Origin of the sequence: Synechococcus sp. MU1643, assembly GCF_020514095.1 — a bacterium.
GTDB lineage: Bacteria > Cyanobacteriota > Cyanobacteriia > PCC-6307 > Cyanobiaceae > Parasynechococcus.
Genome location: NZ_VTKY01000005.1, coordinates 84,621 through 106,600 on the forward strand (window position 1 = coordinate 84,621; position 21,980 = coordinate 106,600).

Genomic DNA, 21,980 nt, shown 5'->3' on the forward strand with positions numbered 1-21,980 from the left:
AACTTGTTTTTCTCTCATCGCCTGATGGAGCAGACCCTCTCTGAACTGCATCCCAACCCGGGATGGGGTGCATCTGAGATTCATGCCACCGACATGGTTGGCAAACACTGCATTCTTGAGCTCTACGACTGCGATCCCAGCCGGCTCGACGACGAAGCATTCATCCGCACAACGATCACCTCAGCAGCCAAGGGCGCTGGTGCGACGCTGCTGAACCTGATCACCCATCAATTTCAACCCCAGGGCGTCACGGGCCTGGCCCTGCTGGCGGAATCCCACATTTCCATCCACACCTGGCCGGAATCCGGCTATGCCGCTGTTGACGTGTTCACTTGTGGGGACCACACCATGCCGGAGCAGGCCTGCGCCATTCTCTGCCGTGAGCTTCAAGCGAAACGGCACGCGCTGAAAAGCTTTCTGCGAGAAACGCCTGCGGCCATTGCCACCGGAGTGAGAGAACCTGTGGAAACGCCAAGTCAGCTCCCCAGCTGAACAGGGCTACGCCAGATCAGCGGCGGTTCAACTTGCCGCTGACCAGACCTTCTAGATCCAGGTTGACGGAGGTGAAACCAAGGGAGCGAAAGGCCTCGACCAAAGGTTCGCTCTCCGTAAGCGCGAGCACAGCACGAATCTGGTCACTGGGCACCTCTATCCGTGCGGCGAGACCATGGGATCTCACACGGACGGTGCTGAACCCCCTGGAGATCAACCAAGCTTCCGCCTGGCCCACCCGCTTCAACCGCTCGGCGCTGATGCTTTCGCCATAGGGAAAGCGAGAGGCCAAGCAGGGCTGCGCCGGCTTGTCCCACCAGGGGAAACCAAGGGCACGAGACAAAGCACGGATCGCTGCTTTGTCGATCAACAGTTCAGCCAGGGGGGAACGAACCCCTGCCTGTCGGGCCGCGTCAATGCCGGGACGGTGATCGCCGAGGTCATCGAGGTTGACCCCATCAATCACCAAGGCATCACCCGCCGCCGCAGCAATGGGCTGAAGGTGGTGGTGCAGTTCACGCTTGCAGGCAAAGCAGCGATCCACGGGGTTGCTGCTGTAGTCGGGGTCGTTCAACTCGGCCGTCGGACACTCCCGATGCGGAATACCGAGCCATGAGGCCTGATCACGGGCTTCCCGCAACAGATGCGGCGCCAGGGCCGGGGAGACCCCCGTTACTGCCAGAGCGGCATCGCCCTTGGCTTCATAGGCCATCGCCGCCACAAGGGTGCTATCGACACCGCCGGAATAGGCCACGCATAGGGAAGACTGCGAAGCCATCCAGTGCCGCAGGTCCGCCAGCAGCTGCTGCTCTCGATCGGCCAAAGGCTCCTGCAACCGAAACATCAGCGGGGAAAACCAGTTGAGCTAGGTAGGCTCCAACGGTAAGAGCTGTCCCCATGCCTCGAAGCATCGGCATTGTCACCGCAGCGGACAGCCGCGAGCGCAGCCACGGACAGCTGCACATCTATGACGGCGAGGGCAAGGGCAAAAGCCAGGCGGCCCTCGGCGTAGTGCTGCGCACCATTGGACTCGGCATCTGCGAGCAAAGGCAGACCAGGGTGCTGCTGCTGCGCTTCCTCAAAGGCCCAGGACGGGCCTACGACGAGGATGCGGCAATCGAGGCCTTGCAACAGGGTTTCCCCCATCTGATCGACCACCTGCGCACCGGACGAGCCGATCACTTCACCGCCGACGAGGCCACCCGATTCGACCGGGACGAAGCCCAGCGGGGCTGGGTGATTGCCAAGGGGGCAATCGCTAGCGCCCTCTATTCAGTGGTAGTTCTGGACGAACTGAATCCTGTACTGGACCTCGGCCTGCTGGATCTTGAGGATGTGGTCAGCACCCTCAGCAACCGGCCAGAGGGGATGGAAATCATCGTCACCGGTCGGGCCGCACCTGCCCCACTGGTGCGTGTAGCCGACCTCCACTCCGAGATGCGGGCCCATCGCCGTCCGGGCATGAATGACAACCGGGTGGTGCCTCTCAATGTGAGCAGCGGCATCGAGATCTACACCGGTGAAGGCAAAGGCAAATCAACCAGTGCACTGGGGAAAGGGCTGCAGGCCATCGGCCGGGGCATCAGCCAAGACAAGAGCCATCGGGTCTTGATCCTGCAGTGGCTTAAAGGCGGAAGCGGCTACACCGAAGATGCGGCTATCGCCGCTCTACGCGAGAGCTATCCCCACCTGGTGGACCACCTCCGCTCCGGCCGCGATGCCATCGTTTGGCGCGGCCAGCAGGAGCCGATTGATTACGTGGAAGCCGAGCGGGCCTGGGAGATCGCACGGGCTGCCATCTCCAGCGGTCTCTACAAAACCGTGATCCTCGATGAGTTGAACCCCACGGTGGATCTGGAGCTGCTGCCCGTCGAACCGATCCTGCAAACCCTGCTGCGCAAACCTGCGGAAACTGAGGTGATCATTACGGGGCGGTGCAAAAACCCGCCCGCCTACTTCGATCTGGCCAGCATCCATTCAGAGATGGTGTGCCACAAGCACTACGCCGAACAGGGCGTCGACCTGAAACGAGGGGTGGATTACTAACCCTCGGGTTCAGTAGCGGGGAATTACAGGATCCACCTGCTGCGACCAAGCATCAATTCCACCGGTCACATTCGTGGCCGCGATTCCCTGCTGACCCAACAGCTCAACAGCACGCGCAGAGCGCCCCCCGAGCTTGCAGTGCACCAAAAGGCGCCGTCCCTCAGCCAAAGCACGAACGCGATCGATCGCCTCTCCACTCTCCAGCGAGGCCAACGGAACCAAGTGACTTCCTTCAATCGAAGCCACCTCTGCCTCAGCAAGATTGCGCACATCGACAAGCGCAATCTTGTCTGGAGCTGAATCGAGTAAGGCCTTCAGTTCCGTGACAGTGATGGCTTCCATCTCCGATGACGCCGGACGGCAAAACTGGCGGTAGTCAATCAGGCTCTCAACCTTCGGTCGGTCTGGATCAACGCGGAGGGTGAGTTCCCGAAATCGCATCGCCAAGGCATCAACCACCAGAAGTCGACCATCCAGGCAGTCACCGATGCCGGTGATCAATTTGATCGCTTCGGTGGCCTGGAGCAGACCGATCAGCCCAGGCATCACACCCATCACACCAGCCTCCGAGCAGGATGGAACAGCGTCCGGCGGAGGTGGTTCCGGCAGCAGGTCGCGGTAGTTGGGGCTCGTCGGCGTGCTGTTGAACACGCTGACCTGGCCGTCAAAGCGCTGCACGGAGCCATAGACGAGGGGTTTCCCAAGCAACACACAGGCGTCGTTGATCAGATACCGGCTGGGAAAGTTGTCAGTGCCATCACAGACCAAGTCGTAGGCACCGATGAGGTCCAGGGCATTGCCCACAGTCAGCATGTGTTCATGCACCTCCACCTGGCAGTGGGGATTGAGATCGTGGATCCGCGCGGCGGCCGAGCGGGCCTTGGAACCACCAACCCCGCTGGAGCTGTGGATCACCTGCCGCTGGAGATTGGAGAGCTCCACCACATCTCCATCCACGATTCCGATGCGACCCACACCTGCCGCGGCCAGGTACAGCAGCAGAGGAGATCCCAGTCCCCCGCTGCCAACACAGAGCACAGAAGCAGACTTCAGCCGGAGCTGACCGGCAGGACCAACCTCGGGAAGGATCAGATGGCGGGCGTAGCGCCCCCGCTCATCAGCACTCAGCATCGGTTGGTCATGCATGGTTTTGAGTGTCCCAGAGCTGAATCGGGATTTCATCCACGCTGCGGTCACCATGCAGCCACCAGGCCCGCAGGCCAAGCGAGGCAGAGAGAATCAGCATCAAACTTTCAGCCTCCCCCCAGCGCCGATCGTGGGGCGAGGGAACGGGCTCGGACGCCGGATGGGAGTGGGCTACACCAAGACAACATTGATGGCGATCCCGGGCCCATCGCTGGGCTGCTAACTGCTCCCTGGGATCCACCAGAAACCGTCTACGACGATCGTGGACAGGCCGCTGACCGGATGCCCCTCGTCCCCAGACATTGCAACAGGGCCAGATCGTGATCAGCCTCAAACAGCCTGCATTTGTCCGTTGTCCCAGCAGCAAGGCACAACCTTCTTCGGGGTGAGGCGCCAACAACATGCGGCGCAAATCCGTGTGGCATCGGTAATCAATTTGCAGGACGGATGGCGTAGACCGCGCTGCACCGATACGCTCAGCTGAAATTGTGAAGGATTTAGTCGTTCTCATGAGTGACGCCCCCACTGAAGTAAAGGATGCCGCCACAACTGTGACGACACCCGTCGACGCTCCTACTCAGGACGACACCACCTCCTTTGCTGAGCGCTATAGCGACGTTCTCGGCAAGGTGAACGAAACCCTCGATGGGGTCGACTGGAGCCAGATGGGCCGCATCGGCAAGATCGTCGGCATCTTTGCGGCCGTGATCATTGCTCAGATCCTGATCAAGGGAATCCTCGACACGATCAATCTGCTGCCAATCGTTCCGGGGCTGCTCGAACTGCTCGGCGTGGTGGTGGTGGGCCAATGGAGCTGGAAAAACTTGACCACGAGCGAAAAGCGCAATGCTCTGGTCCAGCGTGTTCAAACCCTCCGGAAGGAGTACCTGGGCTGATGCTCAAAGCCGCCGAGCCAGTTCTCTGAGACTGGCTCGGCATTGGCTCAAGTAACTCCCCCCAAACAAATTGGCGTGGTTGAGCAGGTGGTAGAGGTTGTAGATCTCCACTCGACCGTAAGCGCCTGGAGCCTCGGGTAGCACCTCCCGATATCCCGATCGGAAGTCTTCTCCGAAGCCCCCGAACAGCCGGGTCATGGCCACATCAACTTCCCGATCAGCCCACCAGCTGGCGGGATCAAAAATGCTCCCCCGTCCATCGCTCAGACAGGCAGCATTCCCACCCCAGAGATCGCCGTGAACCAAGGCCGGACGCGGTTGATGCTCGTTCAGATGCTCTGCGAGGCATAGCAACAACGGATTGAGGTCCGTTGAAACCTGCTTCAACCCATAAAGGGCTTCCATTTGCGGGCGCAGCCTGAGCTCTACGAAGGCCGATCCCCAGTCATCGCACCACCCCCCCGGTTGAGGTCCAGCGCCGATGAAGCCGTCACGATGCCAGCCGAAACGACCTGGGCTGGATGCGATCGACGATTGATGCAGCAGTGCCAAACCCCGGCCGAGGGCCGTTTGGTCGCTGCCAGCGCAATCCAACCAAGGCAACAGCAGCACCGCACCATGGGGCAGTGCTGCCAGAGCGATGGGCTGCGGCACAACCAGGAAGGAGGCATCGGCTTGGGCATGCAAAGCCTCAAGGGCCTCCGCCTCCACCTCAAACAAGGGCAACGCGCTAGCGCCACCGCTTTTGGCAAACAACACCTGACCATCAAGCAGGTGCAGTTTCCAGGCCTGATGAATGCAACCACCACCGACGGGGGAGACATCCGTGATGACAGCCCCCGCCAACGGGCCGTCTTCCGCGGTGAGATCCCGGCGCAGTTCGCTGTTCATCCTCAGCAAGCCCCCTGTCTTGCCAGCATGGCCCGATTCTCCAGAGCGTCGTGAGCGATTCCAGCGTGATCGTGGTGGGCGGTGGGATCGCTGGCTTAACCGCAGCGGCACTGCTTGCCCGCGATGGCGTCGACGTCACGTTGCTGGAAGCGCATCAACAACCGGGGGGATGTGCCGGAACGTTCCGGCGTGGTCCATGGGTGTTCGATGTTGGGGCGACCCAGGTCGCCGGGTTGGAGCCCGGTGGCAGTCATGCGCGACTGCTCAAGCATCTGGACATGCCTCTGCCCACGGCCGAGCTTCTGAACCCAGGTTGTGTGGTCGACCTGGGAGATGGCTCCCCTCCTATTTCGCTCTGGCATGACCCGGAAGCCTGGGCCGCCGAACGTGAGCGTCAATTCCCTGGCAGCCAACGCTTCTGGAGTCTTTGCCATCAGTTGCATTCCAGCAACTGGCAGTTCGCCAACCAGGACCCCGTGGTAACACCGCGCTCCCTCTGGGATCTCGGCACATTGCTGCGGGCCCTGCGTCCGGCAACGCTGGCATCGGGACTGTTCACAGGTCTAACCATCGCCGATCTGTTGCAGCTATGTGGGTGCGGTGACGATCAACGGCTGCGGCGCTTTCTCGACCTCCAGCTAAAGCTGTACTCCCAGGAGCCGGCCGATCGCACGGCGGCGCTGTACGGCGCAACCGTCCTGCAAATGGCCCAAGCACCGCTCGGGCTCTGGCATCTGGAGGGATCGATGCAGGTGCTGAGCAATCAGCTGGTGGCCACCATTGAACGTGACGGCGGAACGGTGCTGATGAAGCATCGGGTCACCAAGCTGCAGCCCAGCTCATTCGGTTGGCAGGTGAATGTGAGGTCCGGTAAGGGCGCGGAACAACAACTCAGCAGCCGCGATGTGGTCTGCAGCCTGCCCCCCCAGTGCCTGCTGGAGCTGATCAAACCGGATCAGCTGCCCAAGGGCTACCGCAAACGACTGCAGACCCTGCATGAACCGAGTGGTGCACTGGTGCTCTACGGAGCGGTGCGGCGTGATGCACTGCCGAATCCCTGCCCAGGTCATCTCCAGCGGGGCTGCGCATCCCCGGGATCCCTTTTCGTCTCTGTCAGCCGCGAGGGAGATGGCCGTGCGCCAAAGGGGCAGGCCACCTTGATTGCCAGCGTGTTCACCCCAATAGGCGACTGGTGCCACTTGCCGGAGCCGGAGTACCAACAGCGCAAAACAGAGACGCTGAACCTGATCCAAGCCGAACTAAAATGCTGGCTGTCACTTGAAGACGACGCCTGGTTGCACGCTGAACTGGCAACACCACGGGGCTTCGCCGGTTGGACAGGCCGTCCCAATGGCATGGTCGGAGGCCTTGGACAGCATCCAAGCCGGTTCGGCCCCTTCGGCTTGGCAGGACGAACGCCCATACCTGGTCTTTGGCTCTGCGGCGACAGCATCCATCCGGGAGAAGGCACAGCAGGGGTGAGCCTGTCAGCCCTGAATGCTTGCCGTCAGCTCAGAGCTGAACGGGGACAACCCCTCAGCTTTCAGAGCTGACCTCCCCCGGTGCCCTCAAAAAATCCGGGCGCAGGGTCTGCGTTCGGCGCAGTTCCAACTCAAGCTGAGACCAGTTTTTCTGGAGAACAGCATCTTCGAGCTGCTCCAGGCTCCAGCGGTAGGCCGCCAAGCCGCGCAACACCGCCTCCCGGTTGGTGGAGGCCATCGCCACCCCCAGCTGGGGGTTCCCTCCACCCACGCGACTGGTGTCGGCAAAGCCACTGGACGCCAACACCATGGCTAGCTGCCGGATCTCCGGATCCCGTTCATCGCCCACCGACCGCAGCAGTGCAGCACTGACCAACACCGGCATGTGGGAAATCAGAGCAACCGCCTGGTCGTGCTGGGAGGCGGTGGACGTCAGCCAATGACCGCCCACGCTGACTGCCAGATCACGAACCTGGGCCAGGGCAGTGGAGTCTGTTTCTTGATCCGGAGTTGCGATCCAAGGGCGGCCGCGGAACAGATCCGTCACCCCAGCCTCAACGCCCGCCTCAGCTGTGCCTGCCATGGGGTGACTGGCTACAAAGCGGGGATGCCGCTGGCGCCAAGCCTCCAACACCGGCTCTTTGACCGAACCGACATCGGTGACCACCGCTGCTTCAGGTAGGGCGGCAACGAGCTCATCCGGTGGGTTCAATAGCAAGGGAATTGGCAACGCCAGGATCACCAGATCGCAATCCGAGAGGCTGGTGGGATCGGTCGACACCGCTCCCACCAGCCCTCGGGCCATGGCGCGATCAGCCGTGGCCTGACGATGCACGAGGCCCTGCACAGTCCAGCCCCGTGCCTGGAGATCCAAACCAAGGGATCCCCCAATCAATCCAAGGCCAACAATCCCCACACGTCCCGGTTGCACCGCCATCCCTCCCGCAGGGTCGTGAAGCCATGTTGATGGATGGATTGCCATGAACCAATCGCCGGGGGGACCCTGCTTAGGGTTTGAGGATGTTGGAAGCCCAGGCCCACCATCAGATCAAAACCCTGCTTCGCCAGGAGGAATCGGACTGGCCCCACCACCTGACCCTGAGCCGGCTTGTAGCAAGAAGCCTGAGGCGTCGCGATACGACTCTCGTTCAGCTCCCCCCCAGCAGCAGCGAACGATGGTGGCTCGGTCTGCTGGTGCCGCTGTGCCTGGCTCCCGAAGCAGGAGCGCTGGTGCTGACGCCCCCCCAGCGCCGGCGCCTGCTGCAGTTGGAATTGCCCCGTCTCCGCAACCAGGGCCTGAGGCTTCCCTGCTGGCAGGGGCCAAAGCCTCCGGAGGGTCCACAGCTCTGGCTGATGGATGTTGGCGAGCTGATTCAGGCCCATCGGGACGGGCACTTGGGCCAACGGCAACTGCTGATCCCTGAGATGGATCAATTGAGCCGGAGGATGCGCAACGCTCTCAGCTTGGAGATCGAGCATCAGCACTGGGATGAGCTACGCCAGGCCTGTCCCCAGGCTGAATCCGGATTGCTGGAGCTGCATGACCGCATGAGCCGGCAGCTGTTCGCTGATGCCACGAGGCCCGGTTGCGCTGTGCGACTCGAAGGCTCAGCCGGGCAGGCCCTACGTGACCTGCTTCAGCTATTGCCAGCCAGCCCTGAGCCATGGGACACCCTCCGAAGCATCAACCCGGCGGAGTGGAGTCAATGGGCTGAACTGGATCACCGGCTGCTCCAGTGGTGCTGGAAGCTGGCCCCCCTCGAACCACTCCAACTGCTGAGGGGGGTGCTGCTGGATCACCCCTGCCTGATGTTCAGCAGCAATGGAGACGACGCCAGGCTGGATCTGGAATTCGAACAGGCCGGAGTAGTCCCTGACGTGCGGGCAACACTGCGTGAACGGGAGCTGAATGAACCGCTCCCCCTCTATGCCCCGCGTCGCCAACCGCTGCCGAACACACGGATCTACGCCCAACATCTCCTGGAGGAGAGCAGACGGCTCATCCTTGGCCAGGCGGGGCTCACCATCGTTTTGATCAATGACGACCAGCTGCGTCGGCAGCTGACCAGCTCCCTGGCTGCGGAATTCGGACGCCGTGTAGTGCAGGAGTCGACAGCACCCGAAAGCAATGGCGTGGTGACCTGCAGCTGGGACTGGTGGCTGGAGCATCAGGAGCAGCTGCCACCCCCAGCACAGCTAATTATCGGCATGCTCCCCATCGCCAGCCTGGACAATCCGCTCACCTCGGCTCGGGTGGAACGGTTGAAGCAGCAGGGAGACGACTGGTTCCGCACCCTTCTGCTGCCGGAAGCCCTGAGCCTGATCCCTGGCGCCATTGCACCGCTGCGCCGCAGTGGTGGTCGCCTGGCCATCCTCGATGGCCGCCTCCGAGGGCGCAGCTGGGGTGATCAGGTGCTGCATCGACTGGAACCTTTGATTCCATTGCAGCGACTGCTGCCGGAGTGAACAACGCCTAACCTCCCTTCAACGTTCAGAAGTGCATGGGAGAAGCACGCCGCCGGGCTGCCCAGGGCTTATCCCCCCGTCAGCCCAAGGCCAGCACCAAATCTGTTGACACCTCCCCACGCGTGGTGTCTTGGCTTCCGCTGACCCGCAACCAGACGCAGCAGTTCATGGCGGTGACGACCCGCGGCGCCTGGATCGGCATTGGAGGGATGGTGGTGCTCTGGATCACGGTGCGCTTCATCGGCCCAGCGGCCGGTTGGTGGACGCTTGCGGACACCCCCTGAGCAATCAGCTCAACCCAACCAACGAAAACAAAAGAAAACCTTTAGTCTGTGTCTCAATGGAGACTCAGTCATGTTTCCGCGTTTAGCCGAGCACTACAGATCGGTCGTTGAAGACCTGGTGATGAGCCTGCAGGCCCTCACCAGCAGCCTGCAATGCGCCGGCCTAACAGCCACCTGTTACTCCTGTGGCGACGGTTGCGATGGCCATGGGGCCTCGTTTGTGGCAGACATTGGCGATGGCCACATGGTGCGCTTTCTTGTCTCCGACTTCGGCATCAGCTGGGTGGAGTCCCGCAACGGCCGAGAACTGGTGAAGCTAGAAGGGGCTGAAGCCATCCAGGAACTGCAGCGGATGGCAGATCTGGCCCAAGAGGGCCAAATCCGCACCATGCAGCCCTTGGCCCAAGCCGCCTGATATCAGGCGGCCTCTGAAGCCTTCGCCGGAGCCGACTTATCGGCAGCAGCCGTTTTGGCAGCGGCGGCGAGAGGTCGCATCGAATTCGCCTTCACCTCAGATCCTTCGGTCAGTTTCTGACGCACCAGTGTTTCGATGGTGGCCGTTGCGTCAGGGTTCTCTTCCATCCAAGCAATGGTGTTGTCACGACCCTGACCGATGTTATCGCCCTCATAGCTGTACCAAGCGCCCTTGCGAACAACAATGCCCGTCTCCTCAGCGAGATCAAGCAGACAACCCAAGGTGCTGATGCCGCGGCCAAAGAGAATGTCGAATTCGGCAATGCGGAAGGGTGGCGCCACCTTGTTTTTCGCCACTTTCACCTTCGCCCTGATACCGAATTCCTCAGTTCCCTTCTTGAGCGTCTGAATTCGACGGATGTCGAGGCGAACCGAGGCATAGAACTTGAGCGCGTTGCCTCCAGTGGTGGTCTCTGGGTTGCCGTAGGTGACACCAATCTTGAGACGCAACTGGTTGAGGAAGATGACGGTGCAACCCGACTTGCCGATGTTGCCTGTGATCTTCCGCATCGCCTGACTCATCAGACGCGCTTGGGCGCCAACCGCCAGGTCTCCCATCTCACCTTCGATCTCAGCACGGGGGGTGAGGGCAGCCACCGAGTCGACGACGACGAGGTCCACCGCCGCGGATCGCACCAACTGGTCAACAATCTCCAGCGCCATCTCACCGGTGTCTGGTTGGGAAACCAGCAGGTTCTCGACATCAACGCCCAAAGATGCGGCATAGACGGGATCCAGGGCATGCTCCGCATCCACAAAGGCCGCAACACCACCACGCTGTTGCACTTCAGCAATCGCGTGCAGGGTGAGCGTGGTTTTACCGGAACTTTCCGGGCCATAAACCTCCACCACACGACCCTTCGGGTAACCACCACCCAAAGCGAGATCTAGGGTCAGCGCACCGGTGGAAATCGTCTCCACCCGCATGCGGGAGGCATCCCCCAGCCGCATGATCGATCCCTTGCCGAAGTTGCGTTCGATCTGACCCAAAACCAGATTCAGTGCCTTGTCCCTCTCGCCTGAGGAACGGGGATCAGAAGCGCCGGATTTCATATCTGCAGGCATGAGAAGGACCTGAAACTAAGGAACGAGAGATCCAATGCCACAGAAGCGCCGAATCGTCTCAAGTAGTACAAGCGTACCGTAACGAATCAGGGCCATTGCGCCAGGGGGGCCAGAAAGCGATCCGAATGGAGCAACGCAATTCCAGGCGGAAGACCGCTCTGGTCCTTCGGGTGAAGATAGCCCCAACTCACCAGAAAACAGGGCAGTTGATCCAACCCTGGTGTTGAGCGCACCGCCTCAAGCGTCGCCCGGCGGTCTTCTACGAAGCCGCACAGGCTTCGCTGCCGCTGGAGCTGGAGCAGAACCTGAGGCTTAGCGCCAGCCTCACGACCATCCAGACGCCAAGGATCCAGGCCAAGGCTGTTCAGCAGCTCAGCGGTGAAGGCCTGTGTTTTTGTCGTCAGAACAGCCCACTCCACCCCCTCTGCTTCCAACTGCTTCAGCCGCTCCACTAGGCCGGGGAAAGGTCGATGCAACGCCAACCACGCGGAACGGTTCTGCCGCACCGCTTCGTCTCTGGAGGCATCGAGTGCCGCCTGCAGCTGCTCCGGCTGCCATCCACGCCGTTGCAGTGCCAAGGCCTGCGCTTCCCCATAGGACTGCAGCCAAACCTGAAGGTTCAGCGCCGGCAGTTCCGCGGCCAGGAGCACCATTTCCCAACCATGGTGCACCCACGGCCGCAGCTGACGGAAGGCGTCAGGCACCTGATCAGGGGAGAAGCCCTCTGGAGCAGCCTCAAGACGACGACAGGCGTGCCAAGCACTCCACCAGTACTCGGCCATTCCATCGACGATGACCCCGTCGAAATCGAAGACCAGCAGTGGGCGAAGGTTCATGGACAAAAACTGGGCCGCTAGGATTCGAACCTAGGAATGGCGAGACCAAAACCCGCTGCCTTACCGCTTGGCGACGGCCCACTGAACCGGAAAAGACCGCAACTTGCGGTTCACCGGAGTACTAATAGTTACTCATAGCAGCCAACCGTTCGTCAATCCACCAACGAACGATCAAGGAGGAAAAACCCTCAAGCGGGACAGTTCAGCCTCGCCGAAGACATCGCTGCGTAGCCGGTAACGCCGCACAAGATCGGCTTGCATCCGCAGAACACGCTCAGTTCGCGGCAGCAACTCCACCGGCCGGCCTTGAGGCATCACCACCTGTTCCACTGCAAGACGGCATTCCTCGAGAGCAGCCAATTCATCGTCCTGAGACACCCGGTCCGGTGAGGTGACCTCTGCGGCCGATTCGGTGGCCTGACGGCGCAGAAGACGGGCCATGGCACGGGTCACCTGGGGCAGGGTGTCGGATTTAATCACCAGAATCGGGATCCCCAGATCCCTGGCCTGACGGCGCAGGGACGGTTGACGGCTGAGGCCGAGCCGAACGCTCAACACCACATCGGCATCACTCAAATCATCCACAACCTGCGCCTTCCAGCCGTGGGAACGGATGGCCTCCCCCACAACACGAGGAGGGACCCCGCAACAGAGAACCTGCAGGTGCTCGGCGCTGGTCTCCGGAGAGGATTGTTCGACTGCTGCACTTACCTTGCGGACACTGACAGCAGGCATTGGCACGGGAACTGAGACGGCTTGTTCCGTAAACGGACGTTGGGACGGAGGGCGCAGCAAACCCGAAGACTGCGGCGGGTCCACCAGCTGAACGCCCCCCTCAGGCGTCAGCTCGCGCTCCTGAACCCTGGGTTTCAGACCCCGAAGCAGTTGGTCCACGGTGGCGGCAACGTCAGTGTGTATGGCCCAGCGCTGCCGGCTATGCATTTCAACTGCAACCGGAAAAGTCGGTTCGGCGGCGCGCTCCAACACCGTTTTCTGACTGCGACGCCGCCGGGCCTCCTCATCCCCGAGGGTGACCGTCTGAATTCCTCCCACCAGATCGCTGAGGGTGGGGTTCTTGATCAGGTTGGCCAAAGCATTGCCGTGAGCTGTGGCGACAAGCACCACGCCACGTTCAGCGATGGTGCGCGCGGCCTGTGCTTCCAGCTCTGTGCCGATCTCATCGATCACGATGACTTCTGGCATGTGATTTTCTACCGCCTCGATCATGGTTTGGTGCTGCAGCTCAGGCCTGGCCACCTGCATGCGGCGGGCCCGACCGATCGCGGGGTGGGGTATGTCGCCATCACCGGCGATCTCATTGCTCGTGTCGATCACAACAACGCGCCGCTCCAGCTCATCTGAAAGGACCCGGGCGATCTCACGCAACGCCGTTGTCTTGCCAACACCCGGGCGCCCCATCAACAGCAGGGATTGCCCTCCATCCAGGAGGTCCCGCACCATGGCAACGGTGCCGAACACGGCTCGCCCCACCCGGCAGGTCAGACCGACCACCTCGCCCTGACGGTTGCGGATCGCACTAATCCGGTGAAGCGTTCGTTCGATTCCCGCCCGGTTATCGCCACCGAACTGACCAAGCCTGGCCACCACGGCCGCCAGATCCTGCCGAGACAAGGGCGTGGAGCCCAGCTCAAGGGCACGGCCTGAATAACGCGCTTCCGGAACCCGACCGAGATCGAGCACCACCTCAAGCAACTGCTGTCGCGCCTCTTCAGGCTGCAACTGCTCCTGCACGGCGTCCGGGAGGAGCTCAAGAAGGCGATCCAGATCGTCGGTGACCCGTTGCGTGCCCATGGGATCTGCGCGTTTCAGCCTTCTAGCAAGAGCGCTGCAACCATGGCGTAACCAATGGACGCGCGAGAGAGAGGGCACGCTCCCAACCCTCGGGCCATTGCCACAAGGCAAGCCCACGGGTTTGCGCCTCATCCAGCACAGGCATCAGCAAGCGACGAGCCACACCACCAAAGGCGATGCCAGCCGGCCGCTCCGTCGGGTGCAGGAACTCCAGCGTTGCGGCATTGGTGCCACCGGCAAGCTGAAGCGGACCCGGCGGCGCCAGACCACGCATGGCACGCCAGAGCTGAACCGCAGCTCGCGCGGTGCCAGCGCCCACATCGCCGCTCATCGGACGCCCATCCAGCTGCCAGAGGGGTCTGTAACCGGCTTGGCGCAGGCGGGAGTAGCGACGCCAAAGCAAACCAGCAAACTGATCGGCCTTCACGGCGTGGCCCTCCAAGCCCGAGCTCACGGCCAAGCGCCGCAGGGGAACGTTGTACTGCTGAAGGCTTTGGATCAGCGTCGAGAAGCCCTCGTCATGCCCAGACGCCGTGTGAATCTCCACAGCATCGGGCTGGATCGATTTCAGCAAGGAGATCACCTGCTCGGGTGCCAGTCGGTGGTCGCGTTCCTCAATCAAGCCATGGGGGCAAGCCGGCAAGCAGCGGCCGCAGCCATAGCAACGCTGCTGGTCGATCCCAGCAGCGGGCGGAATCGCCGCCGCCGGACAAATCCTTTCGCAGGGCCGCGGGCAGTCCGCGGGGCAGTGGTCAGGATCGAACCAGGCCTTGCGGAAGTGAGCATCGATGCCATCGCTGAGACTGACCATTAGCCAGGGGCGACGCCCTGTTTGCGACTCAGCCCAGTCCAGCCCGCGACGCGCTGCAAGGGCGACCGCTGGATCTGCAGCCACATCAACGCAATGAACACCAACAGCAGCAAAAACAGCGGTCAGATCGGCTATGGCAGGCACATCCTGGTTGCTTGCTCCACAGATGAGCTTGACCCAGCGGCCCTGATCGAGGGCCTCGTCAGGCGTCAGGCCTTCAGATATGAGGTCATCGGTTCCCACTTCAGGCTGCGAGCACCACCCATCTCCACGATGATGCGTAGACGTGGTTCGCGCTTGCAAAGATCGCAGAGGGAAAGAAGTTCGGAGCGCGACAGCACCTGGCCTTCCAGCAGCCAGAGGGCCACAGGAGCATCACCTTCAAACAGGTCGCCGAGCTGGGGAGCCACCTCCTGCACTTCTCCCACAGCAGCACCACGACCAACACTTTGGTGACCGAGATGGGGAGGACGGATGCCGTGCTTCTGGGTGAGGAACACCTCCGGATCACCAAGGCCGCGGGCTGATGTCATGCGGGTGCTGTAACCGGCACCGCGCAGACGTCTTAATAGACGCGTTTCTGCACCGCCTTCGAGCGGAGCCTGAACCGCCAGACAGCCATTGGCTTCGAGATCACGGCGAAATGCCTGACCGGTGAGAAGCAGAGGCATGGCAGCTACAGGGATTAAAAGGATTCTGGCAGCAGGCAGAAGGATCAGGGGAGGGGGAAGGTCGGTGTTGTAAGTTCGATGTTTGTTCTGTGTTTCTGTGCCCGTCCGCTAGCCGGGCCTCCAGTCGGCAGAACAGATTCGGCGATTGCGCCGAATCTCCAGGCCAGTACGGAAGCTTTCTTCGGAAATCTCCGTCGGGAAACTGCAACAGCACATCGTGCAGATGCAAGTCCCAGCCTCGCTGCATCGTTCGCTAGCCCATTCGAATCAACTCCTTCGGGAGTTCCGCTTCGAACCACGTCTGCGTCCAATCGATCAGCACCTGACCCCATGCGGCTTTCCGCCTGGTGGTTGTCCACGCTGGCGCTTCCTCCCCATCCATGTCCATCGGCATCCTCGGGAAGAAGCTGGGTATGTCCCAGTTCTTCGACGAGCAGGGCAGAGCTGTTCCGGTCACCTTGATCGAAGCCGGCCCCTGCCGCATCACCCAACTCAAAAACGACGACACTGACGGTTATTCCGCAGTGCAGATCGGCTTTGGCGAAACCCGCGAAAAGCTGATCAACAAGCCCGCCCAGGGTCACCTGAACAAATCCGGTGAGGGGCTTCTGCGTCATCTGCGCGAATACCGCGTCGACAGCGTTGAAGGTCTCGAACTCGGTGGAGACATTACCGTCGGCGATTTCGAAGCCGGCCAGAAGGTGGACGTCAGTGGTGACACTGTCGGCCGCGGCTTCGCTGGCTACCAGAAGCGCCACGGCTTCAGCCGGGGTCCGATGACCCACGGCTCGAAGAATCACCGCGAGCCCGGTTCGACCGGTGCCGGCACGACCCCGGGCCGCATCTATCCCGGTAAGCGGATGGCCGGTCGCTACGGCGGCAAGAAAATCACCACCCGTGGCCTGACCATCCTCAAGGTGGACAGCGAGCACAACCTGCTGGTGGTGAAGGGATCCGTGCCCGGCAAGCCTGGTGCGCTGCTCAACATCCGCCCAGCCTTGCGCGTGGGCGCCAAGCCCGCCAAAGGAGGTAAGTGATGGCCAATTGTGTCGTTCGTGATTGGCAGGGCAAGGAAGCCGGCAAGGCAACCCTGGACCTGAAGGTGGCCAAAGAGACCACCGCCGTTGATCTCATGCATCGGGCTGTTCTGCGTCAGCAGGCCCATGCACGACAAGGAACCGCCAGCACCCTCACCCGTTCAGAAGTGCGTGGTGGTGGTCGCAAGCCCTACAAGCAGAAAGGAACTGGTCGGGCCCGTCAGGGCTCCATCCGGACTCCCCTGAAGCCCGGCGGCGGCATCATCTTTGGACCCAAACCCCGCACGTACAACCTTGCGATGAACCGCAAGGAGCGTCGTCTGGCCCTGCGCACTGCGCTGATGGCCCGCATTGACGATGTGACCGTCGTGAAGGACTTCGCTACTGCGCTGGAGGCCCCCAAGACCCGTGAAATCACGGATGCTCTGGGACGCCTCGGTGTCGCGGCCGGCTCCAAGGTGCTCATCGTTCTGACGAACCCCTCCGATGTTGTGCGCCGTTCCGTGCGCAACCTGGAGAAAGTCAAGTTGATCTCTGCAGATCAGCTGAACGTCTTCGACCTGCTCCACGCCAATGCTCTGGTGCTTGGCGAGGAAGCTCTCGCAACCATCCAGGAGGTCTACGGCGATGACTGAACGTTTCCAAGGACGCCTGGCGGATGTGATCCGCCGTCCCCTGATCACCGAGAAGGCCACCCGCGCCCTCGAAATCAACCAGTACACCTTCGAGGTAGACCACCGCGCCGCGAAGCCCGACATCAAGGCCGCCATTGAGCAGCTCTTCGATGTGAAGGTCACCGGCATCAGCACCATGAATCCCCCGCGACGCTCCCGTCGCATGGGTCGCTTCGCCGGCAAACGTGCCCAAGTGAAGAAAGCCGTGGTGCGCCTGGCGGAGGGCAACTCGATCCAACTCTTCCCTGAGTCCTGAGGGGTCTGAATCGTCATGGCAATCCGTAATTTCCGCCCCTACACCCCCGGTACCCGCACCCGGGTGGTCACTGATTTCAGTGAGATCACCAGCCGCAAGCCGGAGCGGACCCTGGTGGTGGCTAAACACCGCCGAAAGGGTCGCAACAACCGCGGTGTGATCACCTGCCGCCACCGTGGTGGTGGCCACAAGCGCCTCTACCGCGTGGTTGATTTCCGTCGCAATAAGCACGGTGTCCCCGCCAAGGTGGCCGCAATTCACTACGACCCGCACCGCAACGCGCGTCTGGCACTGCTCTTCTACGCCGATGGCGAGAAGCGCTACATCCTGGCTCCCGCAGGAGTTCAGGTGGGTCAGACCGTGGTCTCCGGCCCTGATGCCCCGATCGAGAACGGCAATGCCATGCCGTTGTCCTCGGTGCCCCTTGGTTCGGCTGTTCACTGCGTTGAGCTCTACGCCGGTCGTGGCGGCCAGATGGTCCGGACCGCCGGTGCCAGCGCCCAGGTGATGGCAAAAGAAGGCGACTACGTCGCTCTGAAGCTGCCCTCCACCGAGGTGCGCCTGGTTCGCCGCGAGTGCTACGCCACCCTCGGCGAGGTCGGCAACTCCGAAATGCGCAACACCAGCCTGGGCAAGGCCGGTCGTCGCCGCTGGCTCGGACGTCGTCCTCAGGTTCGAGGCAGTGTGATGAACCCCTGCGATCACCCCCACGGTGGTGGTGAGGGTCGTGCACCGATCGGCCGTTCCGGCCCGGTGACCCCCTGGGGCAAACCCGCCCTGGGTCTCAAGACCCGCAAGCGGAACAAACCCAGCAACCAATACGTTCTCCGGAAGCGTCGCAAGACCTCCAAGCGGAGCCGTGGCGGACGCGATTCCTGATGCAATCCATCACTTTGCCGCTTGCTTAAACCGTTATGGGACGTTCACTCAAAAAAGGTCCGTTTATTGCCGACAGCCTGCTTCGCAAGGTTGAAAAGCAGAACGACAACGACGACAAGTCTGTGATCAAGACCTGGTCACGGGCTTCCACAATCCTGCCGATGATGATCGGCCACACGATCGCGGTTCACAACGGCCGCACCCATGTGCCGGTGTTTATCACCGAGCAAATGGTGGGTCACAAGCTGGGAGAGTTCGCTCCCACCCGCACCTTCAAGGGCCACATCAGAGACAAGAAAGGAGGCCGCTAATCCATGACATCGTCAACCCCAACGGCACCCACTGCCCAGGCTCACGGCCGCTTCATCCGAGGCTCCGTGTCAAAGGTGCGCCGTGTGCTCGACCAAATCCGTGGCCGCACCTACCGCGACGCGCTGATCATGCTCGAGTTCATGCCCTACCGCTCCACCGGCCCGATCACCAAGGTGCTCCGGTCTGCGGTGGCCAACGCTGAGCACAACCTCGGTCTTGACCCCTCTTCTCTGGTGATCTTGAGCGCCAGCGCTGACATGGGCCCCTCCATGAAGCGCTATCGCCCCCGCGCCCAAGGCCGGGCTTTCCAGATCAAGAAACAGACCTGCCACATCAGCATTGCTGTGGCGGCTCAGACCGATTCCTGACCCCCGAGGACTCTGACCCAATGGGACACAAAATCAACCCAACCGGTCTGCGCCTGGGGATCACCCAGGAACACCGGTCACGCTGGTACGCCTCCAGCAAAAACTATCCGGCCCTCCTTCAGGAGGATGACCGGATTCGCAAGTTCATCCACAAGAAGTACGGCTCCGCCGGCATCAGCGATGTGCTGATCGCCCGTAAGGCCGACCAACTTGAAGTTGAACTCAAGACCGCACGCCCTGGTGTGCTGGTCGGCCGTCAAGGCAGCGGCATCGAAGACCTTCGTTCTGGCATTCAGAAGACCGTCGGCGACTCCAGTCGTCAGGTGCGGATCAATGTTGTCGAGGTCGAACGCGTCGACGGTGATGCATTCCTGCTTGCCGAGTACATCGCCCAGCAGCTGGAGAAGCGTGTGGCCTTCCGCCGCACGATCCGCATGGCTGTGCAGCGCGCTCAGCGTGCCGGCGTTCTGGGTCTGAAGATCCAGGTGTCCGGTCGCCTGAACGGTGCTGAGATTGCTCGGACGGAATGGACCCGTGAGGGTCGGGTGCCTCTGCATACCCTGCGTGCCGACATCGACTACGCCACCAAGGTGGCCAGCACGACCTACGGCGTGCTCGGCATCAAGGTGTGGGTGTTCAAGGGCGAGGTGCTGAGCGAACAGGCTCAGCCCATGCCGGTGGGAGCCGCCCCCCGGCGCCGGGCCAGCCGTCGGCCCCAACAGTTCGAAGACCGCTCCAACGAGGGTTGAACAGGAGGCCTGAACCATGCTGAGTCCAAAACGCGTCAAATTCCGTAAGCAGCAGCGAGGCCGCATGCGCGGCGTCGCCACCCGGGGCAACACCATTGCCTTCGGACAGTTCGCGCTGCAGGCACAGGAATGTGGCTGGATCACCTCGCGCCAGATCGAGGCCAGCCGTCGTGCCATGACCCGCTACGTCAAGCGTGGCGGAAAAATCTGGATCCGGATCTTCCCCGACAAGCCAGTCACTATGCGCGCTGCCGAAACCCGGATGGGTTCCGGTAAGGGCAACCCAGAATTCTGGGTTGCGGTGATCAAGCCCGGCCGGATCCTGTTCGAGATGGGCGGTGATGAAATCACCCCCGAAATCGCCAAGGAAGCTATGCGCCTCGCGCAATACAAGCTTCCCGTGAAGACCAAGTTCATCCAGCTGGATGAGCAGGAGAAGTCAGCTGGTGCCAAGGCTCCGGCAGCTTCTGAAGCCGTCACCGTGGAGTCCTGACCATGGCCCGTCCTAACGCCGCCGATGTGCGCAGCCTGTCCGATTCGGACATCAACGAACAGATCGATGGCCTGCGCCGCGAACTGTTCCAACTCCGTTTCGAGCAGGCCACGCGCCAGCTCGCTAATACGCACCGTTTCAAAGAGGTCCGCATCAAGCTGGCCCAGCTGCTGACGGTGCAGTCGGAGCGCCAGCGCTCCACCGCCTCCTGATCCCCCACTCCGTAACCATGGCAGTCAAGGAAAGGATCGGCACCGTCGTCAGCGACAAGATGGAAAAAACGGTGGTGGTCGCGGTGGAAAGCCGCTTCCCACACCCCATCTATCAAAAGACGGTCAGCCGTACCACCCGTTACAAGGCTCACGACGAAGACAACACTTGTCGCGTCGGTGACCGCGTTCGCATCACTGAAACCCGTCCGATGAGCCGCCAGAAGCGGTGGGCCATCGCCGAGGTTCTCAGCCACAGCCCCAAGGCTGCAGCTGAGGAAGCCAACAAGGCTGAAGCTCAGGAGGTGAAGCAGTGATCCAGCAGGAGTCCTACCTCACCGTTGCCGACAACAGCGGCGCCAAGCGCATCCAGTGCATTCGCGTCCTCGGCACCAACCGTCGCTATGCCCACGTGGGCGACGTAATCGTTGCCGCCGTCAAGGATGCCGCCCCCAACATGGGCGTCAAAAAGTCCGACGTGGTGAAGGCCGTTGTGGTGCGCACCAAAGCCACCATGCGTCGTGAAACCGGAAACTCGATCCGGTTCGACGACAACGCCGCCGTCATCATCAACGACGACAAAAACCCGAAAGGTACCCGCGTCTTCGGACCGGTTGCCCGTGAGCTGCGTGAGCGCAGCTTCACCAAAATCGTGTCCCTCGCTCCGGAGGTGATCTGACTATGGCGACTGCAACCACCAAGGCCAAGTCCACCGAGCGCATCAAAATGCGCATCCGCAAGGGAGACACCGTTCAGGTGATCGCCGGCAAGGACAAGGGCAAGACCGGTGCCGTTCTGCGCACCCTGCCCAACGAGAACCGCGTCGTCGTGGAGGGCGTGAACATGCGCACCCGCCACGAAAAGCCCACCCAAGAGGGCGAGACAGGCCGCATCGTGACGGAGGAAGCTTCCCTGCATGCCTCCAACGTGATGTTGTATTCCACCGATAAAAAGGTGGCAAGCCGCGTTGAAATCGTCGTCGAGAAGGACGGCACCAAGAAGCGCCGGCTCAAGAAAACCGGTGAAGTCATCGACTGATCCCGACTTCTGACCACGCCCAGAAGCACCCCAACCCGTTATGTCACTCAAGAAGCGCTACCGGGAGACCATCCAGCCCAAGCTGCAGAAGGATCTCTCCCTCACCAACATCCATGAAGTCCCCAAGGTGCTGAAAGTCACCGTTAACCGGGGTCTCGGCGAAGCCGCCGCCAATGCCAAGTCTCTTGAGGCTTCGGTGAATGAGCTGGCGCAGATCACCGGCCAAAAGGTCGTTGTGACCCGTGCCAAAAAAGCCATCGCTGGCTTCAAGATTCGGCAGGGCATGCCGATCGGCTGTGCCGTCACCCTCCGTGGTGATCGGATGTATGCCTTCCTCGAGCGCCTGATCAACCTGGCGCTGCCCCGCATTCGCGACTTCCGCGGGGTCAGCCCCAAGAGTTTCGATGGCCGCGGCAATTACACCCTTGGGGTGCGCGAACAGATCATTTTCCCTGAGATCTCCTTCGACAAGATCGATGCGATCCGGGGCATGGACATCACCATCGTGACCACTGCCCGTTCGGACGAAGAGGGCCGGGCCCTCCTCCGCGAGATGGGAATGCCGTTCCAGAGCAACTGAGCCCTCCCCGTCGA

At 61.7% G+C, this 21,980-nt stretch carries 30 protein-coding genes and 1 tRNA gene; 20 read left to right on the forward strand and 11 right to left on the reverse strand.

Features of this window, described 5'->3' with window-relative positions:
* Positions 1-24: 24 nt before the first annotated feature.
* Positions 25-492: an adenosylmethionine decarboxylase gene (gene speD / locus FZX09_RS08975; RefSeq protein ID WP_226402118.1), complete on the forward strand. Its 468-nt coding sequence runs from the start codon at positions 25-27 to the stop codon at positions 490-492.
* A gap of 16 nt (positions 493-508) precedes the next feature.
* Here the strand turns inward: speD and larE are convergent, their stop codons facing one another.
* Positions 509-1,336, reverse strand: a complete 828-nt coding sequence (larE, locus tag FZX09_RS08980; RefSeq protein ID WP_226402119.1) for an ATP-dependent sacrificial sulfur transferase LarE — start codon at positions 1,334-1,336, stop codon at positions 509-511.
* Positions 1,337-1,389: 53 nt separating this feature from the next.
* Here larE and FZX09_RS08985 point away from each other — a divergent pair, with 53 nt between their 5' ends.
* Entirely contained in the window at positions 1,390-2,538 is a 1,149-nt protein-coding gene (locus FZX09_RS08985) for a cob(I)yrinic acid a,c-diamide adenosyltransferase (RefSeq protein WP_226402120.1), read from the forward strand.
* A gap of 9 nt (positions 2,539-2,547) precedes the next feature.
* Here the strand turns inward: FZX09_RS08985 and moeB are convergent, their stop codons facing one another.
* Together moeB and FZX09_RS08995 are read right to left on the reverse strand one after the other, a co-directional pair.
* Positions 2,548-3,684 (reverse strand): molybdopterin-synthase adenylyltransferase MoeB, encoded by a 1,137-nt coding sequence (moeB, locus tag FZX09_RS08990; RefSeq protein ID WP_226402122.1) that lies wholly within the window; start codon positions 3,682-3,684, stop codon positions 2,548-2,550.
* Positions 3,677-4,195, reverse strand: coding sequence for a M67 family metallopeptidase (locus tag FZX09_RS08995; RefSeq protein ID WP_226402124.1), 519 nt, complete (start codon positions 4,193-4,195; stop codon positions 3,677-3,679). Before FZX09_RS08995 ends, moeB begins: the two co-directional genes overlap by 8 nt.
* Between FZX09_RS08995 and FZX09_RS09000 the strand changes: the two genes are divergently transcribed.
* The gene (locus FZX09_RS09000; protein ID WP_226402126.1) at positions 4,194-4,580 is read left to right on the forward strand and encodes a CAAD domain-containing protein; all 387 of its coding nucleotides are present in this window, start codon (positions 4,194-4,196) and stop codon (positions 4,578-4,580) included. The two genes, FZX09_RS08995 and FZX09_RS09000, sit on opposite strands and share 2 nt — an antisense overlap.
* A 3-nt stretch (positions 4,581-4,583) precedes the next feature.
* Here the strand turns inward: FZX09_RS09000 and FZX09_RS09005 are convergent, their stop codons facing one another.
* A complete protein-coding gene (locus FZX09_RS09005; RefSeq protein WP_226402128.1) occupies positions 4,584-5,471 on the reverse strand; it encodes a fructosamine kinase family protein in 888 nt (295 codons plus the stop codon).
* 50 nt (positions 5,472-5,521) lie between these two features.
* On the opposite strand from FZX09_RS09005, the gene crtD reads away from it, so the two are divergent.
* On the forward strand, positions 5,522-7,024 hold the full coding sequence (gene crtD, locus FZX09_RS09010; RefSeq protein ID WP_226402130.1) for a C-3',4' desaturase CrtD: 1,503 nt from the start codon (positions 5,522-5,524) through the stop codon (positions 7,022-7,024).
* Here crtD and FZX09_RS09015 read toward each other — a convergent pair.
* Complete coding sequence (locus FZX09_RS09015; RefSeq protein ID WP_226402219.1) at positions 7,008-7,889, reverse strand: prephenate/arogenate dehydrogenase; 882 nt, start codon at positions 7,887-7,889, stop codon at positions 7,008-7,010. The two genes, crtD and FZX09_RS09015, sit on opposite strands and share 17 nt — an antisense overlap.
* Before the next feature lie 83 nt (positions 7,890-7,972).
* On the opposite strand from FZX09_RS09015, the gene FZX09_RS09020 reads away from it, so the two are divergent.
* The 3 genes from FZX09_RS09020 (at position 7,973) to FZX09_RS09030 (ending at position 10,117) form a co-directional block, all read left to right on the forward strand.
* Positions 7,973-9,418: a helicase gene (locus FZX09_RS09020; RefSeq protein WP_226402132.1), complete on the forward strand. Its 1,446-nt coding sequence runs from the start codon at positions 7,973-7,975 to the stop codon at positions 9,416-9,418.
* Positions 9,419-9,453: 35 nt separating this feature from the next.
* Entirely contained in the window at positions 9,454-9,702 is a 249-nt protein-coding gene (locus FZX09_RS09025; RefSeq protein ID WP_226402134.1) for a DUF2839 domain-containing protein, read from the forward strand.
* A 70-nt stretch (positions 9,703-9,772) separates the two neighbouring features.
* Entirely contained in the window at positions 9,773-10,117 is a 345-nt protein-coding gene (locus FZX09_RS09030; protein ID WP_226402135.1) for a DUF1815 family protein, read from the forward strand.
* A gap of 2 nt (positions 10,118-10,119) precedes the next feature.
* On the opposite strand, the gene recA is transcribed toward FZX09_RS09030, so the two are convergent.
* From recA to FZX09_RS09060, 6 genes are all read right to left on the reverse strand, one after another.
* Positions 10,120-11,241, reverse strand: coding sequence for a recombinase RecA (gene recA, locus FZX09_RS09035; protein ID WP_226402136.1), 1,122 nt, complete (start codon positions 11,239-11,241; stop codon positions 10,120-10,122).
* An 86-nt stretch (positions 11,242-11,327) separates the two neighbouring features.
* Positions 11,328-12,077, reverse strand: a complete 750-nt coding sequence (locus FZX09_RS09040; RefSeq protein ID WP_226402137.1) for an HAD family hydrolase — start codon at positions 12,075-12,077, stop codon at positions 11,328-11,330.
* Positions 12,078-12,086: 9 nt separating this feature from the next.
* Positions 12,087-12,158 (reverse strand) — tRNA-Gln (locus tag FZX09_RS09045).
* A gap of 90 nt (positions 12,159-12,248) precedes the next feature.
* Positions 12,249-13,889, reverse strand: a complete 1,641-nt coding sequence (locus tag FZX09_RS09050) for an AAA family ATPase (RefSeq protein WP_226402138.1) — start codon at positions 13,887-13,889, stop codon at positions 12,249-12,251.
* A 22-nt stretch (positions 13,890-13,911) separates the two neighbouring features.
* Entirely contained in the window at positions 13,912-14,943 is a 1,032-nt protein-coding gene (locus FZX09_RS09055) for an LdpA C-terminal domain-containing domain (RefSeq protein WP_226402139.1), read from the reverse strand.
* On the reverse strand, positions 14,910-15,371 hold the full coding sequence (locus FZX09_RS09060) for an NAD(P)H-quinone oxidoreductase subunit N (RefSeq protein WP_226402140.1): 462 nt from the start codon (positions 15,369-15,371) through the stop codon (positions 14,910-14,912). The genes FZX09_RS09055 and FZX09_RS09060 overlap by 34 nt, the downstream gene beginning before the upstream one ends.
* 380 nt (positions 15,372-15,751) lie before the next feature.
* Between FZX09_RS09060 and rplC the strand changes: the two genes are divergently transcribed.
* From rplC to rplE, 13 genes are read left to right on the forward strand one after another with little or no spacing between them, the layout of a single operon-like run.
* Positions 15,752-16,408, forward strand: a complete 657-nt coding sequence (rplC, locus tag FZX09_RS09065) for a 50S ribosomal protein L3 (RefSeq protein WP_226402221.1) — start codon at positions 15,752-15,754, stop codon at positions 16,406-16,408.
* On the forward strand, positions 16,408-17,043 hold the full coding sequence (rplD, locus tag FZX09_RS09070) for a 50S ribosomal protein L4 (RefSeq protein ID WP_226402141.1): 636 nt from the start codon (positions 16,408-16,410) through the stop codon (positions 17,041-17,043). The genes rplC and rplD overlap by 1 nt, the downstream gene beginning before the upstream one ends.
* Positions 17,036-17,338, forward strand: coding sequence for a 50S ribosomal protein L23 (locus tag FZX09_RS09075; RefSeq protein ID WP_006850625.1), 303 nt, complete (start codon positions 17,036-17,038; stop codon positions 17,336-17,338). The genes rplD and FZX09_RS09075 overlap by 8 nt, the downstream gene beginning before the upstream one ends.
* A 15-nt stretch (positions 17,339-17,353) precedes the next feature.
* The gene (gene rplB, locus FZX09_RS09080; RefSeq protein ID WP_006851794.1) at positions 17,354-18,217 is read left to right on the forward strand and encodes a 50S ribosomal protein L2; all 864 of its coding nucleotides are present in this window, start codon (positions 17,354-17,356) and stop codon (positions 18,215-18,217) included.
* A gap of 35 nt (positions 18,218-18,252) precedes the next feature.
* Entirely contained in the window at positions 18,253-18,528 is a 276-nt protein-coding gene (gene rpsS, locus FZX09_RS09085) for a 30S ribosomal protein S19 (protein ID WP_006849645.1), read from the forward strand.
* 3 nt (positions 18,529-18,531) lie between these two features.
* On the forward strand, positions 18,532-18,897 hold the full coding sequence (gene rplV, locus FZX09_RS09090; RefSeq protein WP_226402142.1) for a 50S ribosomal protein L22: 366 nt from the start codon (positions 18,532-18,534) through the stop codon (positions 18,895-18,897).
* 20 nt (positions 18,898-18,917) lie between these two features.
* A complete protein-coding gene (gene rpsC, locus FZX09_RS09095; protein WP_226402143.1) occupies positions 18,918-19,646 on the forward strand; it encodes a 30S ribosomal protein S3 in 729 nt (242 codons plus the stop codon).
* Between the two features lie 16 nt (positions 19,647-19,662).
* Complete coding sequence (rplP, locus tag FZX09_RS09100; protein ID WP_006851743.1) at positions 19,663-20,139, forward strand: 50S ribosomal protein L16; 477 nt, start codon at positions 19,663-19,665, stop codon at positions 20,137-20,139.
* A 2-nt stretch (positions 20,140-20,141) separates the two neighbouring features.
* Positions 20,142-20,351 (forward strand): 50S ribosomal protein L29, encoded by a 210-nt coding sequence (rpmC, locus tag FZX09_RS09105; RefSeq protein WP_006850073.1) that lies wholly within the window; start codon positions 20,142-20,144, stop codon positions 20,349-20,351.
* A 17-nt stretch (positions 20,352-20,368) separates the two neighbouring features.
* Positions 20,369-20,665: a 30S ribosomal protein S17 gene (gene rpsQ / locus FZX09_RS09110; RefSeq protein WP_006850241.1), complete on the forward strand. Its 297-nt coding sequence runs from the start codon at positions 20,369-20,371 to the stop codon at positions 20,663-20,665.
* Complete coding sequence (gene rplN / locus FZX09_RS09115) at positions 20,662-21,027, forward strand: 50S ribosomal protein L14 (protein WP_006851211.1); 366 nt, start codon at positions 20,662-20,664, stop codon at positions 21,025-21,027. Before rpsQ ends, rplN begins: the two co-directional genes overlap by 4 nt.
* 2 nt (positions 21,028-21,029) lie before the next feature.
* Positions 21,030-21,386: a 50S ribosomal protein L24 gene (gene rplX / locus FZX09_RS09120; RefSeq protein WP_226402145.1), complete on the forward strand. Its 357-nt coding sequence runs from the start codon at positions 21,030-21,032 to the stop codon at positions 21,384-21,386.
* Between the two features lie 40 nt (positions 21,387-21,426).
* Positions 21,427-21,966 (forward strand): 50S ribosomal protein L5, encoded by a 540-nt coding sequence (gene rplE, locus FZX09_RS09125; RefSeq protein ID WP_011363383.1) that lies wholly within the window; start codon positions 21,427-21,429, stop codon positions 21,964-21,966.
* The last annotated feature ends 14 nt before the right edge of the window (positions 21,967-21,980 follow it).